Below are 14354 nucleotides of genomic sequence, written 5' to 3'. Positions count from 1 at the left end.
TCATTGTTATGATCAAAGGCGATCGAGCATGTGAGCGAGGGCGGTTCAGAGCCGCGGGTCGTGCTCTGGGTCGCTGGCGAGACGATCCACCCCATGCGGGGCGGTGATCGTCGATGGCCCCGGATTCGGCGATTAAGCTGATAGTCTCCGCACAATACGTCCCGGTAGGACGACCGTTTCAGACGGGCGCTTTCCGGTGATCATTGCGACAATGGCGTCGACCATCTCGTCGGCAGGCTGTTCGTAGCTCGTCAGTCCATAGGGAGGGGCGCCGCCGAGCTCGATATTGTCGAAGCCGACGACTGCCAGGTCTTGCGGGACTTCGAGACCGAATTCGCTCCGGGCGACATCCATCGCTCCCAGCGCCAAAATGTCGTTTTCACACATCAACACGTCGACGCGCGATCCGGGTGCAGTCGTGCTCAAATAAATGCGTGCCGCCTCCGCGCCGGCCTGTGCGCTGTATCTTTCCGCGGTCAATTCAACGACGTTCGCGACGCCCTTCTGTCGCCAGAAATTTGCATAGTGATGGCGCCTTCCAAGTGCCGTCGACAGGGCTCTTGCGCCGGCCATGAAGCCCGGACGGCGATACCCCTTGTCGAACAGATAGTCGACGATTTCGCTGAGGGCGAGTTCGGCATTGCAGGCGATGGCGGGGACGCCGGGGATTTGGCTGTCTCTCGCAAGAACGAACATCGGCGGGAAACCTGGGCCAAGCCGTCGATCACCCAGCGTTTCCTCGCGAAAGGCCGTGCCGAACAGGATCACCGCATCGAATTGCCGCTGGTCTGCATTGATCAACGCATGAACGTGATCGAAATGACGGTTGATGTTGATCTCGCAAACGACGGTCATGAGGCTTGGTAGCCATCTGGGACTGGGGACGTTTCGTAACGTGAAGCTACTCTGTAAAGCGTATGTTCGAGACCGCTTCACGCAGTCGCAACGGCATCGCATTGCCGGCGATCGTTGATTAGCACCCGGTATCCAGCTTTGCTGACTTGCCGTTTGCGGTGTGAACTTCGCCCGCAGGCCCTGTGCAGATCACGATGAGCGTAAGACGTTTCCCGCCCGGTCTCGGGCGCTTGTTTGGTTTTGCATGGCCGACCTATTTGTTTTTTCGTCGCTCACGATTAAAGCTTGGGAGGAGACGATCCATTCTGAGGGCATGACGGCCTTGGTCGATAATGAAACGATGCTACAGGTTGCGCAGTTGATGGAAGCCGCGGGGGTGCTGGTCGCGGTCTACGACCAGGATGACCGTGTTCGCTTTTCCAACCGCGCGTTTCGCGCGGCGTGGTTCATAGACGAGGATGAGTATCCGCTATGGCCAGAGCTCATGCGGCGCAACTTCCATGCTAGTCGTGGAACGATCATCAACACCGACGATTTCGAGAGCTGGTTGCTGACAACGCTGGCCAGGCGCGGCAAGAGCGGGTTTCGGGCATTCGAGACGGATCTCCATGACGGCCGCTGGCTCTGGATGACGGAGACCATGCAGCCCAGCGGCTGGATGTTGTGTGTTGCAAGTGACATCACCTCCATCCGGTCCGACGAAAGAACACTCCGGCAAGATCGTGACTTCGCGCTCAAGGCTTCACAGACAGACGAATTGACAGGGATTCCCAGCCGGCGGTTCGTCATGTCCAAGCTTGACGAGCTCGTGCGCAACCATGGCGGCGTTGCGGAGCCGGTTGGATGTCTTGCCGTGCTGGACCTCGACAATTTCAAATACATCAACGACCGCTTCGGCCACGCTTCTGGCGACGCGATCCTGAAGGATTTCGCAATCACGCTGCAAAGACTGGTCCGCAGGACGGATATTTTCGGGCGGGTCGGCGGTGAAGAGTTCGTCCTCATTCTTCCGAACACGACCCCGGACGACGCGGAGGTGATCGTCCATCGTATGCTGCTTGCGGTGCGGCAGTCACGGCCGCTACCTGAGCACGCTAGCTTTCGCTATACGTTTTCTGCTGGTATCGCCTGTGCCGTGCGTGGCGATGACGTCGGTGAGCTCTACCGAAGAGCCGATCTCGCACTTTACGCCGCCAAAATGAAGGGGCGCGACCAGATCAGTATTGAACCGGATGCACATCCTGCTCGGGCGGCGGGGCCATCATAGCCGTCCGCCGATGTGTGGCAAAGTCCATCCCATTCATGGGTGTGATTTATCGCCCAATCCGACGGAGATTCGTCCTTTGCCGTCGCGAAGGAAGCGTATCCCCTCAAGCTCAAAGGCTTGGCGGACACGCGTCAGGGCTTCGTTTCGAACCTTTGCGGTGGAAATTTCCATTCGGCGGATCGTCGAGAAGGAAATGTCGGCTTTCTTTGCCAGTTGTGACCCGGACCAACCCAGCATCGCGCGCGCAGCCCGGATCTGCGCGGGGTCGAGGCGCTCTTCTCCCATGGGCCGAACGCCGCCCATGCGCTCTCCGCTTCAAAAAGAACTGTAAGAAGAGAAAATCGCAGAGGCTGACCTTTGTCACAGACAAGTGTCACAGGCGAGCTCAAGTCTCCGCCGCAGTTGGGCGTCCATTTGAAATTCTTAAGGCCGCATTTACTTGAATGCTGCGCAGAAATGCTGCACAGAACGAAACCGGCAAGCGCCGGAATGTCGTGAAATTGTAGTGCTGCCCTAGCGGGCCAGCGTTGGCCTAGGCCAGCGGCTTCAATCTTTTCAAGGACTAAGATCCGACGTTGGCGATGACGAATGCCTTGACTTAGGACGCTTCGTCTGTCGCCATATCAAGTTCACGCCGACGACCGCTATCTTTAGCAATGCCACATGGTTGGCAGCAACCAAAGCTCGCCGGCGCGATGAAAGCGTTACTGCACGAGTTCCCTGATCTTGTAGGCAACTTCCGTACGGTTCGTCGCATTGAGCTTCTTCATAATGTTGCGGATATGAACTTTCACGGTGCTCTCGCAAAGGTCCATTTCATAGGCAATGATCTTGTTTGCCTTGCCGCGCCTCAGCGCCTCGGCAACAACGACCTCGCGCGGAGTGAACAGACTGTCGAGGCAGCAACTCCTGTTCGCGGCGGGAGTAATCGACTCCTTGGCAGCCAAAATGCTGCTGGCAGGCACGAATACACCTCCAGCACGTGCAAGGGCCACGGCTTCCGCTGCGACCTTGACGTCGACACTGGTCGGAATATAGCCGCGAGCACCGCATTCCAGTGCTTGCAAAAGCTGTGCGAGCTCGTCGCTGTCGGCGCCGACGATCACGGGACTCGCCTTGAATCTCTCCACCAAGGCGCAAATCTTCGTGCTGATTTCGGAGTCGGAAACCTTGCGTCCGCCAATCATGAAGAGAATGGCTGACGGTGCGACCTGCATGTCCCGTATCTGCCATTCCTCGAACGACGCTACGGTGACGATATTCATGCTGTCGTCATAGTCGGTGAGACTTCTTGAGAGGCACTCGCGGTCCAGAGCCCTGGAGTCGATCAGAAGGACATAGTCCTCTGATTCCGCAGCGCCGGCGATCCCCGAGGCAACAAACGGCCTCAATGAATCCGGTGTTCGAACTGAAATGATGCGCGCCGCTGTTTCTGAAGCAAACTTCTCATTCGTTAATGACTGCCCGTTCATGGTCGATACCCCCAACCTTTAGTGTGGCCCTTATTCTTCTTGTGATCGCCCGAATACTTCTATTCTTTGGATAGCAAAGCCCTGGTCTAAATTTCGACATTGCTTCTTGCTTCATATTGTTCCCCTCAATCTAGGTTTATCTTATTATCGATCACTACCTATTATATCTTTTAGTTCTTGAGTGCATTAAAATATATTAATAATACTCTGACGACGCTGTCACGCAACTCTATAGCCGATGAATGTACTCCATAGGGAGTAGTTGGATACTGAATTTGGCCATCAACCATGTCGGCCAGGCGCGTCACTGTTTTCCGCCGCAGCTCGTCACTCAGACGGTTGAGTTCTCCTCGCGCATTGGCGAACGTTGCCGACGCGATCGACGGCATCGCGGTGACAAAACAGAGTAAAAGGCAAGCGTTATTGGCCGCGCTTTGGAACAAGACGGATGCGGAGGCGACCGTTCTCGCGGCGTCAACAAATGCGACTCATTCGTTTTTGAGGTTTGAGATAACCTGTCGACCACCCGGGCGAGGGGGCGTCCGACGACACCGCTTGGGGCATAGTCTCGTCGGACACTGCAATGGCCGGATCGGGGGTGGCATCCAAACCGGTAGCAATTATTCTACCATCTACCGACGGTTTATTTTAGCTGCCCAAATGGACGGCGAACGCGCTCTTCATGGCTATTTGAAAAAGGGGAATACGACACCATTGAGCTTGGAAATTTGCGATGAGCCCGTGAAGCGTGTTCAGTTGGACTAGTCGAAGACGATTGCGTCCAATGTGCGTAAAAGCGCGGCTGCTGCCCGCGACCGACTGGAATAGTAGACTGTTTGCCTCTCCTTGCGAATTGTTACCAAGCGTTGCATTCTCAGCTTTGCCAAGTGCTGCGAAGCTGATGAACAGCTGATCCCCTGACGTGCGGCAATGGTGCTAACGGATAGCTCCTCGTCTGCGAGGAGCATAAGAAGTGTGAGCCGTATCGGACTGGCCATCGCCGATAGCAGTGCTGCAGAAAGCTCAGCCGTCTCTTCGTTCAATTGAGTTGCTCCTTAAGCCATTCGGGGGAGCATCAACGCAATTGACTATATCACGCTGCAATCCCATCACGTGATAGCATGTCACAGGTTACGTGATCGACGCAGATTGGTCGTTTTGAACCCGTGAACGGCGAACCAATGAGCGATCGATCCATGATGATTGCTTCCTTGTGAGGTCACGGCGATAGCGGCCATGACGAAGGGGAAGCTGAGTCCGTCGTTGAGGCCGGCTTCCGAGGTCAGCGCGAATCTGATGTCGTCTTCCTCGCCGGTCTGCGGTGGTCCGACCTGGACATCCCGCCAGTACGGGATCGGTAGGCGCGAGTGCCGCACCGAGCAGGAGCGCGGAGGCGGCTCCAGCCCGAGAACACCCCAGCCGAGGAGGGCAATCATCCCGATGGAGATCGGCATGGCAATCCCGAGCAATCGCCAGGTCATCGCCCATCGCCGCCATCCCAGCGGCCGGTCAATCTTCAAACCAGCGCCCATAAATGCCACGATCACGACGAATTCCGTTAGATGTTCCGTGAGCTTGCGACTATCGAGCAGGTTTATCCGCGGAAGAGGCGCGAGGGGCGACCACGTCAGAAGCATGCCGATCACCACACAACAGATCGGCAGCGATAACGGCATATGACGCAGAGCCAGCGGCAGCCACGCAGTCAGCAGCACGACCGCTCCAAAGATGAACAGCGTGACCATATATGTGTTCATCCAGGCGACATCTCCCGCACCTACCTGATAGCCCCCTGCCGGTACCCGCTGCGACGGCTCCGTAAAGCGCTCCTGCATTGCAGGATTCCCCTCGCGGGCGACATGATTGGTGGCAAGGCTTGTAGTGATGAGCGTTGTCGCTGCTGCATCGTTCCGACCGATAACTCTGTTTCCGATGCACGAGCTCAGCAAGGCAATAGAGGACCAGCTGGTGACCCTTGCTCAGACGCCGTGGATCTGCTCTTCGATATCGATCTGACGATGGGACTACCCGCGAATATTTCGTTGTACTCGGTGCACGGATTCGGTCACTCGAATTTCGCATCGCTAGTGGAACCTTTATTGCAGCCAAGGATTTTCCTTCCGCAGGAGTGTTGCAATGAGTAAAGATACCAACAACCCCCGCCTCGACCTTAGAACGACGCCGGTTGATCGGCCGGCGTGGTCTCCTTGGATCGCCATTCTTGCGGTTGTTCTGGTCGCGGCTCTGGCCTGGAGCTTTTGGTCTATCGTGGGTCCATCGGACTCTCGCGTTCCGCCTGCCCAGACGACGATCCAGCCATCGGCGGCTAATTCAACTCCACCGGCAACAGCACCAACTCAGTAAAGGCAATTCCTGCGTTCAGCGGCGAAGGTCGGCGACTGAAGTCGTACTAAATGGCCAAGACATGCTGAGGAGCCGCTGACCCAACTCAAATTATATAATGGAAGGAACGTCGCAATATCTAGGGTGCTCTCGGGTTGCTTCTCTTAATGCTGTATTCCGGTGTTTTGCACTTGCTCCGACTTCGTACCGGAGACTGAGGAGAATGCATGTTCTGCGGCTTCCAATTGGAAATGATCGACGTCGGACCTGGAGCGCTTCGCGTCCGCCATGGGGGCTCCGGCCCGCCACTTCTTCTGCTGCACGGTCATCCCCGCACGCATATGACATGGGGGCAGGTCGCGGATCTGCTGTCGCCGTTCTTCACGGTCGTCTCCCCGGATTTGCGCGGTTTCGGTCGTTCGTTTCAGTCCCCGCAAAGCAGCGGCCATGCTGGGTCTTCCAAGCGCGCCAAGGCGCAGGATTGCGTCGAGCTCATGAGGCGGCTAGGCCATGATCGGTTTGTCGTCGCGGGACATGATCGTGGCAGCTATGTAGCGTTTCGAATGGCGATGGAGCATCCGGACGTCGTCACGAAACTGGCCGTGATCGACAGCGTTCCCATTCTGGAAGCGCTTGAACGTGCTGACGAGAAGTTCGCTCGGCTGTGGTGGCACTGGTTCTTTTTCGCGACGCCGGACAAGCCTGAACGAGCCATCTCGGCAAATCCTTCCGCGTGGTACGGCGGGCTGAAACCAGACCAGATGGGTGTTGAGGCGTATCAGGATTTGCTTGATGTCATCCACGACCCGGCAGTCGTGCATGGAATGCTGGAGGACTATCGGTCAGGACTGACGGTCGATCGGCAGCATGACCTCGAAGACAGAATGGCGGGAAGACGAGTGCGATGTCCGACCCTTTGCCTGTGGTCGACGAAGGACGACATGGAGGAGCTGTACGGGAACCCGATCGACATCTGGCGGCCTTGGGTCAACGAGATAAAAGGACATGGGATCGACAGCGGGCATCATGTCGCGGAGGAAAATCCTGTGGCTCTGGCGGAGGCCTTGAAAGCATTCTTGCGATGATAGGCGCCCGCCATCGATCTAGCGTTCTCCATGTCATGCGCGCGTGGAATAGCCGTACAGGAGAAGAGGCGGTGATCCGGAGCCAACGTTTTTGGAGCGCCGGATGTTTCCAGTGCAACAACGTCGGAAGGAAAAGGGCCGACGCGAAGCTGGCTCCGGCATTATTTCCTCAATTTGGAATAGTCGAGCTTCGGGGCCATCGAGAGATCCTCTTTCGAGGTGTCGACATAAGCCTTCCAGGTGCCGTTGTCCGGCGCCAGCGCGATCGAGGATGGATCGAGAACCACGTAGGTTTCACCGATACCGAGGAAGCCGCCGACACTTGCAACAACGCCAATCACCGACTTGCCTTCACCGATGACTACGTCGGATATTTTACCGATGGTTTCGTTCTGCTTGTTGTATATGCCGATGCCGACCAGCTTCGACGTGACCAGATCATCGTCCTGGATGTTGACGTATTTTAGGGCGCCGTTTGCCGTCTTGCCCATTGTGATGCCGGGGCCAGCCATGGCGGCGTCTGCGCCGGTTGCGGCAGTCGTCTGAGCGAAGGCTGCGCCACTCATAAACGTGAGCGTCAAGCCGGCAACGATCGAACGAATTTTCATGGGACACTCCTGTAAAGTACGGCAGACGAAGGTGCATGCCATTACCGGGAGGTAACCCTTGCGAGTGGAAAACGTTCCCTAGTTCATTGATTTATCTTGTTTTTCGTCTTTTCACGACGATAGCCCGTCGGCTGGACTTTTATTCCGCACGCAATCAAAGAGATAAAGTCAATCTGAATAGTTGGGGCATACAATCCTGAGTAGCATTCATCCTTGAGACCTAGTGGGCAGGCAACGAAAGCTCAGCAAATGTGGATGATGATCAGTATCGACCTCGCTCAGGCTGCCACCATTTCGCGTATTGCGCTGATAATTCTCTCAGGGCTGTAGGGCTTGCTGAAAAACCGCCCATCGACCGGAAGGTTCTCTTCCAGAATGGACTGGTGGCCGGACGTCACGATAATCTTGATGGGCGGCCACCGATCTCGAACAGCGGCTGCCAGTTTCAGACCGTCCATGCTGCCGGGCATATCGATGTCGGTGAACAGGGCTTGTATTTCCGTATATTGTTCGAGGATGAAAATGGCTTCGTCGGCGTTTGCAGCTTCAAAGACCAGAAACCCGCCATCCTCCAGAGCACTGACAATGTCTATCCTCGTTAGTGGTTCGTCCTCGACCACGAGAACGGCAATACGGGCATGGGCCATTGAAATATCAATTCTCTTGGGCCACCGCTCCTTTGGAAGTGGTGGCGGCAGGTGTGAATTGGCGTGGTTCAAGGTAAGCATCAGTGGATATGTAACGCGGCTCGCCTCGAAATTGATCCGTGCCTTTCAATGTATATCGAAAGTAAGCACACAGTGACCATTCATGACTCCGGGCAAACCGATGGATCGCAGGCAATTGCCGTCTGCTTTATTGCCTCTATTGCCGCCAAGCCGGAACGAAGGTTTCGATTATTGGAACTGCTTCGATGGCGTTCGAAAAGGTGCCACGACGAGCCATTCCTTATCCGGCCTTATCGGAAGTGCGCTGAAGCGCCTGTTCTGGGCACAGGCGTTCGCTACGCTATATTTCGGATCAAGCGCTCGAATATTTGGATGTGGTTGTACACGGCGCGATCCTTGCTGCTCCGATGCTGGCGCTCACCAAGATCGTCTGCGATGGCGTTGGGCCACCGGCTACTATTGGGCTTTCATGAGCGGTACGGGTGATTTCGGCGCTTAAGCCGTTCTTAAGACCGTTCGAGCGGCACGAACCACGGCGTCGGTCGTGATATCGAACTTCTTGTAGACGTCGTCAATCTTGCCCGATGCGCCGAACTCGTGCATGCCGACAAAACGGCCATCGAGTCCCAGATAGCGATCCCAGGAATCCTGCACCGCTGCTTCAACGGCAACGCGTGCCCGAGTTTCGCCGAGAACCTTGCGTTTGTAATCATCATCCTGCTCTTCGAATATCAGGCGGCAGGGCATGGAAACGACGGCGGTCGGAACCCCTTCGCCCTGCAAGACGGCCCGCGCTTGCTTCGCAAGATGCAGTTCGGACCCGGTTGCCATGATCGTGAGGCATCGCTCTCCGCCTTCGGCGTCGAGCAGGATATAGCCGCCCCTCGCCGAGAGATTTTCGCCACCGGCATCATGCCGAAGAAAAGGCATCGGCTGCCGGGATAAAGCGATCAATGCCGCGCGTCTGGGTGCGTCGAGGATCGCTTCCCAGCATTCGGCAGTCTCGATGGGATCACCCGGTCGATAGACGGCAAGCCGGGGAATGGCGCGCAGCGCACTCAGATGTTCGATCGGCTGGTGTGTCGGACCATCTTCGCCAAGGCCTATGGAATCGTGCGTCATCACGAAGATAGTGCGGATTTCCATCATAGCGGCAAGACGAATGGACGGTCGGCAATAGTCGGAAAACGTCAGGAATGTTCCGCCGTAGGGAATGAGGCCACCATGCAACGCAATGCCATTCATTGCGGCCGCCATGCCGTGTTCACGAACACCGTAGTGGACGTAGGAACCGGTATAGTGGCCAGGCGTGATCTCAACCTGATTATTAGCCTTTGTATTGTTCGACGGTGTCAGATCCGCCGAACCGCCGAGCATTTCGGGAATGGCATCGAACAGGTGATTGAGCACGATGCCGCTTGCCTGCCGCGTCGCCAGGTCCTTCTCGCTGGCAAGCAGCTCGGCCTTGGCCGATACGATTGCCTGACGCCAGTCGGAAGGGAGCTCCCCTTTCATGCGCCGTTCGAAATTTTCTCGAAGCGCTTCCGGCGTCTCCTTCACGCGGTCGGCCCAGGCCATCCGTGCCTGCCGGCCCCTCGCGCCGATTTGGCGCCAACTGTCGAGCAGCGGTTGCGGGATTTCAAATGGAGGGGCGGACCAAGCGAGGATCCGGCGGGCGCCGGCGATTTCCTCTTCTCCCGGCGCGTCGCTATGCGCCTTCTGCGTGCCAGCCCTGGTCGGAAAACCAAAGCCGATGATGGTTCGGCAAGAAATCATCGATGGCCTGTCGGTAATTTTCTGTGCCTCAATGATCGCGGTGCGAATGGCGTCTGTGTCGTGTCCGTTGATTTCCTGCACGTGCCAGTTCGATGCACGGAAACGGTCGGCCTGATTGTCGGATTCGGCAAGGCTGGTGGCACCGTCGATGGATATGGAATTGTTGTCGAAGAAGGCGATCAGTCTTCCGAGCTTCAGGTGGCCAGCGAGCGAAATCGCCTCGTGGCTGATGCCTTCCATCGTGCATCCATCACCGAGGAAAACATAGGTGAAATGATCGACGAGATCGTCGCCAAAGGTGGAATTCATGATCCGTTCGGCAAAAGCAAAGCCAACCGAATTCGCCAGCCCCTGTCCCAACGGCCCCGTGGTCGTCTCGATCCCGGGCGCGTGGTGATATTCCGGATGTCCGGGCGTCCTGCTATCGATCTGACGAAACCGTTGGATCTCTTCGATCGTCATGTCTTTGTAACCCGTCAAGTACAGAAGACTGTAGAGCAGCATCGAGCCGTGGCCATTCGAGATCACGAAACGATCGCGGTCGAACCAATATGGATCGTCGGCATCGAACTTCATGAAGTCTGAAAACAGCACGGCTGCGATGTCCGCCATGCCCATCGGCATTCCCGGATGGCCGCTTTTTGCCTTTTCGACAGCGTCCATGGACAGAAAACGGATGCAATTGGCGAGATCGCGCAGATGCTGATCTTTGGGAGCCGGTACGGCCTTGTCGACCGCTTGAGATTGGTTTTGCATTTATTCCTCCAAGGACTTATTGCCGTGCCATCTGACGCGCAGATGGTGGTCCTGCGTAAATCGGGAACTGTTTTGGCTGGCGCCACGCCTGATTTCAGAAAGGAGTCCAGAACGCCACTGGGTGGCTTGGGTTCCCGTTTCGTGCTTCACCGGCTTTGGCGGCGCGAGCGATTAGGCATCCCTTACCCGCTTGCCTTTGCCGCCGACGGCGCCGTCCTTGCCAAAAGGACGGAAATATCGCCGTTTGTGGGGTCTCAAGCATCGTTGTGGGCGCCCCATTCCGGCAAGTAAGTCGCCTTCAGCCAATGGCGGAGATCTTCCCCATGCGGCCGTCGCCGCTCCCGCTAAATTTGATAGGCGCGCTGTCTGAGGTAATTCTCTTTCTGCGACGCCATGTCGATCGTTGCCTCAGCACACTTGGAGAGAGAATAGGGCGTCACGCGTTCATTCAAGGATGCCGCACCTGATCGTGATCGCCAAGTCGTCCAAATTCGGAAAACCTGGCAGAGATTCATGCTTTCGATATCGGTATCGGCGCGTCCTATAAGATCTCCGGCGCCGTCTCGGTCGGCGGTAATCTGGGGTCGAATTTCTCAATGACTGGATCGCGGGCGTCGCATCGCGCACCTGTAAAATGGACCTATGCAGCGAAAAAAGACAATTTCTACCAATCGCCATAGTATTTTTCGATCTACAATCCCTCGTCCTGCCGCCTTAATAGTTCCATCTACGATGCCGCCCGATTGTACTTTAATTGTAAGTGAAGAAGACCTATCCTCGGCCTTGTTACCGCGGCCATACTATCTGCGCATGACGCAGCGGTTTTTAAGCATTGCCGGGAAACGGAGTGTACGCGATGAACCATCTGTCGATTGGCGAGAATGATGTGATCACCGAGTCCTCCGAAATTTCTGCTAAAGGTGGATCGCAACCAAATTCGCTCTATCATCCGCTGGCGCTTCAAGATGTTCTCGAGGCACTGCCGGAAGCCGTCTATACGACTGACGCTGTCGGTCGGATCACGTTCTACAACAAAGCAGCAGCTGTGATGTGGGGTGTCAGTCCCGAGCTTGGAGCGAGCGAATTTTGCGGCTCATGGAAGCTCTACCGGCCCGATGGGACACCTCTCCCGCACGACGAATGCCCCATGGCGATCGCGTTGAAAGAGCGCCGCGCCGTCAGAGGGCTGGAATCGGTTGCCGAGCGGCCGGATGGTACACGTGTGGCTTTCCTCGCATTTCCAACTCCGATCTTCGACGCCGCCGGAAATCTTAGCGGCGCAGTCAATATGCTCGTCGATCTGACCGAACGGACCGTTGCGGAAGAGGCAGCCCAAAGGTTTGCTGCAATCGTTGAATCGTCCGACGACGCGATCCTCGCCAAGGATTTGAACGGCACAATCGTCAACTGGAACCGTGGCGCCGAGCGTCTGTTCGGCTACACGGCGGAGGAAGCAACCGGCCAGCCCGTCCTCATGCTTATTCCTCTGGATCGACAGAACGAGGAGCCAGAGATCCTGGCTCGCATCCGCCGTGGCGAACGCATCGACCACTATGAAACGATCCGACGCCGGAAGGATGGCAGTCTCGTCGAAATATCATTATCGGTGTCGCCGATCAAAAATCGCGAAGGCCGCGTAGTCGGTGCATCCAAGATCGCTCGCGATATAACCGAGCGCCGGCGCGCGGAAGAGCAGCAACATTTGCTGATCAGGGAGATGGACCACCGCGTCAAAAATCTGTTCAGTCTTGCAAGCAGCGTTGTGTCCTTAAGCGCGCGAGCCGCAACGACACCGGGCGAACTCGCATCCGCTGTTTCGGCCCGATTGAACGCATTGGCGCTTGCGCATGCCTTGACGGTTCCTCGCACGTCTGACGCAGCCAGTCGCAACGAGCAGACAACCACGCTGCACGCCTTGATCCAGACGATTGTGGCGCCCTACGATGTCAGCACCGACAACCGGCGATCGCGGGCCATCGTTACAGGCCCCGATGTCACTATTAGCGGCAGCGCGGTCACGAGCTTTGCATTGCTGCTGCATGAATTTGCAACTAACGCCGCGAAATATGGAGCTCTTTCCACCTCGGACGGACGCGTCGATATAGCATGCGCCGAGGATGGGGAGCACTTTATCCTGACGTGGACCGAGATCGGCGGGCCGCGGGTCGAGCGGCAAACCGATGGTGATGGTTTTGGCAGTATCCTCACCAAGGCGACGGTCCGCAGCCAGCTCGGTGGCGAGATTTCTCGCGAATGGAGACGCGAGGGTTTGTCGATCCGCCTCATGGTTAGGACAGAACGTCTCGTTGCGTAATCGAAGTCCTCGTTTCGGTCGCGGATCCAAGCGACCGTTCCGCAATATTGACGCGCCATGCCGACCGAATACTTGCCTTCTTGATAGACTCCTACGATGACGCAATCGAAAATGATACGCGTGAGGCGGTGTTGCTGCTCGAGGCGGGCTCTCATCAGATGAGCGCTTGCAGGTGAGCCAATGGTGGACTTCAGCTTTGGCGCAACACAAGGTCAAGGTTTTGACCCCGACCTGGCTTTGTTCTGCGAAGTGCCAAAACTATGTCGTGATTTCTTCGTGTGATCGTCAGTCGTGCGGGTGGATTGGGACGAATACTCTTTGCCGTCTCGGTAAAAGAGAGCGAAAGCGTCTCGCCCTGCCGAGAGCCGGCAAGGACTGCAATGGTGCCCATGCTCTCGTGAAACGAGCCCAAATAGCGCCTCGTCTCTGCGTCATATCGGATACTGATCCGCATCGATATGCCAAGTATGATCGCTGTCGTGCAGCGTCCGTCAAAGACAGCCTGCCGCCCGACGCTATTGCCTTTGAATTCGCACGTCAGCGTGTGGTCTGAGCCATTGGCACGCTCCAACCTACCAGTTCCGGTAAACTGCCCGTCAAAAGCGCGAAGAAAGGCCGTCTCCTGGCTGAGGGCACTGGGTGCTGACTGTGCCCATGTTGTCGTTGTGATTGCGACCAAAAGTAAGGCCGTCGTAAGTGCTTTGAGCATTGTGGAGTGATGAAGCATCGGTCATTCCTCCACGCATCCTCATTTGGATACGTGTTCCGGTTTACCCTTTATCTTGGTCGATGCGAACTCCTCCAGTTGCCGCTCGCTCATGGATCTTTCCATTTCTTTCGAGGCTCCCTTCAATTCGCTTTTCGAAGTCTCGCCACGCTTTGCGGACAGCGCTACGCCAGCAGCCCTTTGTTGAGCTTTGGATTTCGCGGGCATTTCGATCTCCTTTGAAGATTACCGCTTTCATGGGCGGCAATTCTATAACTTCGGAAGACATTGAACGTTCCAACATGCCAACGGAAAATCCCTTCGAGACGCATGCTGCAACCGCAACAACAGAGCCTCGCACCTACCAGGTTGCGAATAGGCCGATAGCGGCGGCGACCATGACGAGCGTTGCTAGCCATCCGACGATCTTCAATCCGATTTGCAACCGAAACTCGCCCATTGCCGGACGATGGCTCGAAAGATGCATCATCAACGCCATGACGG

General features: G+C 56.4%; 11 protein-coding genes and 1 pseudogene. 3 read left to right on the top strand and 9 right to left on the bottom strand.

What is annotated here, in order from left to right; all coding sequences use genetic code 11:
* Positions 1-132 precede the first annotated feature (132 nt).
* Positions 133-858: pseudogene (locus JTP94_RS00845) on the bottom strand (substrate-binding domain-containing protein); the annotation flags it as partial.
* 310 nt (positions 859-1168) lie between these two features.
* On the opposite strand from JTP94_RS00845, the gene JTP94_RS00840 reads away from it, so the two are divergent.
* Positions 1169-2122, top strand: coding sequence for a GGDEF domain-containing protein (locus JTP94_RS00840; protein ID WP_409456576.1), 954 nt, complete (start codon positions 1169-1171; stop codon positions 2120-2122).
* 33 nt (positions 2123-2155) lie between these two features.
* Here the strand turns inward: JTP94_RS00840 and JTP94_RS00835 are convergent, their stop codons facing one another.
* The 4 genes from JTP94_RS00835 to JTP94_RS00820 form a co-directional block, all read right to left on the bottom strand.
* Complete coding sequence (locus JTP94_RS00835; RefSeq protein WP_204848677.1) at positions 2156-2425, bottom strand: helix-turn-helix transcriptional regulator; 270 nt, start codon at positions 2423-2425, stop codon at positions 2156-2158.
* A gap of 401 nt (positions 2426-2826) precedes the next feature.
* A complete protein-coding gene (locus tag JTP94_RS00830; RefSeq protein ID WP_204848676.1) occupies positions 2827-3594 on the bottom strand; it encodes a response regulator transcription factor in 768 nt (255 codons plus the stop codon).
* Positions 3595-4355: 761 nt separating this feature from the next.
* Positions 4356-4637, bottom strand: a complete 282-nt coding sequence (locus tag JTP94_RS00825) for a helix-turn-helix transcriptional regulator (RefSeq protein ID WP_271023415.1) — start codon at positions 4635-4637, stop codon at positions 4356-4358.
* 81 nt (positions 4638-4718) lie between these two features.
* On the bottom strand, positions 4719-5339 hold the full coding sequence (locus JTP94_RS00820; protein WP_204848675.1) for a hypothetical protein: 621 nt from the start codon (positions 5337-5339) through the stop codon (positions 4719-4721).
* 825 nt (positions 5340-6164) lie between these two features.
* Here JTP94_RS00820 and JTP94_RS00815 point away from each other — a divergent pair.
* Positions 6165-7022: an alpha/beta fold hydrolase gene (locus tag JTP94_RS00815; RefSeq protein WP_204848674.1), complete on the top strand. Its 858-nt coding sequence runs from the start codon at positions 6165-6167 to the stop codon at positions 7020-7022.
* Positions 7023-7183: 161 nt separating this feature from the next.
* Here the strand turns inward: JTP94_RS00815 and JTP94_RS00810 are convergent, their stop codons facing one another.
* From JTP94_RS00810 to tkt, 3 genes are all read right to left on the bottom strand, one after another.
* The gene (locus tag JTP94_RS00810; protein WP_204848673.1) at positions 7184-7630 is read right to left on the bottom strand and encodes a PRC-barrel domain-containing protein; all 447 of its coding nucleotides are present in this window, start codon (positions 7628-7630) and stop codon (positions 7184-7186) included.
* Between the two features lie 278 nt (positions 7631-7908).
* Positions 7909-8277 (bottom strand): response regulator, encoded by a 369-nt coding sequence (locus JTP94_RS00805; RefSeq protein WP_204848672.1) that lies wholly within the window; start codon positions 8275-8277, stop codon positions 7909-7911.
* A gap of 516 nt (positions 8278-8793) precedes the next feature.
* Positions 8794-10830 (bottom strand): transketolase, encoded by a 2037-nt coding sequence (gene tkt, locus JTP94_RS00800; protein WP_204848671.1) that lies wholly within the window; start codon positions 10828-10830, stop codon positions 8794-8796.
* A gap of 856 nt (positions 10831-11686) precedes the next feature.
* Here tkt and JTP94_RS00795 point away from each other — a divergent pair.
* Entirely contained in the window at positions 11687-13144 is a 1458-nt protein-coding gene (locus JTP94_RS00795) for a PAS domain S-box protein (protein WP_204848670.1), read from the top strand.
* Positions 13145-13892: 748 nt separating this feature from the next.
* Here the strand turns inward: JTP94_RS00795 and JTP94_RS00790 are convergent.
* The gene (locus JTP94_RS00790; RefSeq protein WP_204848669.1) at positions 13893-14078 is read right to left on the bottom strand and encodes a DUF3008 family protein; all 186 of its coding nucleotides are present in this window, start codon (positions 14076-14078) and stop codon (positions 13893-13895) included.
* Positions 14079-14354: the final 276 nt, after the last annotated feature.

The sequence above is a fragment of the Martinezella lusitana genome, from assembly GCF_016901135.1.
Lineage (GTDB): Bacteria > Pseudomonadota > Alphaproteobacteria > Rhizobiales > Rhizobiaceae > Rhizobium > Rhizobium lusitanum_D.
Note: the sequence above shows the minus strand (reverse complement) of the source record. Positions and strands in the feature narration are given on the sequence as shown.

What these genes read in the sequence shown, in the direction of transcription:
- JTP94_RS00795 (WP_204848670.1), top strand. Translation starts at nt 11,687, where the DNA reads ATGAACCATCTGTCGATTGGCGAGAATGATGTGATCACCGAGTCCTCC.
- tkt (WP_204848671.1), bottom strand. Translation starts at nt 10,830, where the DNA reads ATGCAAAACCAATCTCAAGCGGTCGACAAGGCCGTACCGGCTCCCAAA.
- JTP94_RS00835 (WP_204848677.1), bottom strand. Translation starts at nt 2,425, where the DNA reads ATGGGCGGCGTTCGGCCCATGGGAGAAGAGCGCCTCGACCCCGCGCAG.
- JTP94_RS00820 (WP_204848675.1), bottom strand. Translation starts at nt 5,339, where the DNA reads ATGGTCACGCTGTTCATCTTTGGAGCGGTCGTGCTGCTGACTGCGTGG.
- JTP94_RS00815 (WP_204848674.1), top strand. Translation starts at nt 6,165, where the DNA reads ATGTTCTGCGGCTTCCAATTGGAAATGATCGACGTCGGACCTGGAGCG.
- JTP94_RS00830 (WP_204848676.1), bottom strand. Translation starts at nt 3,594, where the DNA reads ATGAACGGGCAGTCATTAACGAATGAGAAGTTTGCTTCAGAAACAGCG.
- JTP94_RS00790 (WP_204848669.1), bottom strand. Translation starts at nt 14,078, where the DNA reads ATGCCCGCGAAATCCAAAGCTCAACAAAGGGCTGCTGGCGTAGCGCTG.
- JTP94_RS00840 (WP_409456576.1), top strand. Translation starts at nt 1,169, where the DNA reads ATGACGGCCTTGGTCGATAATGAAACGATGCTACAGGTTGCGCAGTTG.
- JTP94_RS00805 (WP_204848672.1), bottom strand. Translation starts at nt 8,277, where the DNA reads ATGGCCCATGCCCGTATTGCCGTTCTCGTGGTCGAGGACGAACCACTA.
- JTP94_RS00810 (WP_204848673.1), bottom strand. Translation starts at nt 7,630, where the DNA reads ATGAAAATTCGTTCGATCGTTGCCGGCTTGACGCTCACGTTTATGAGT.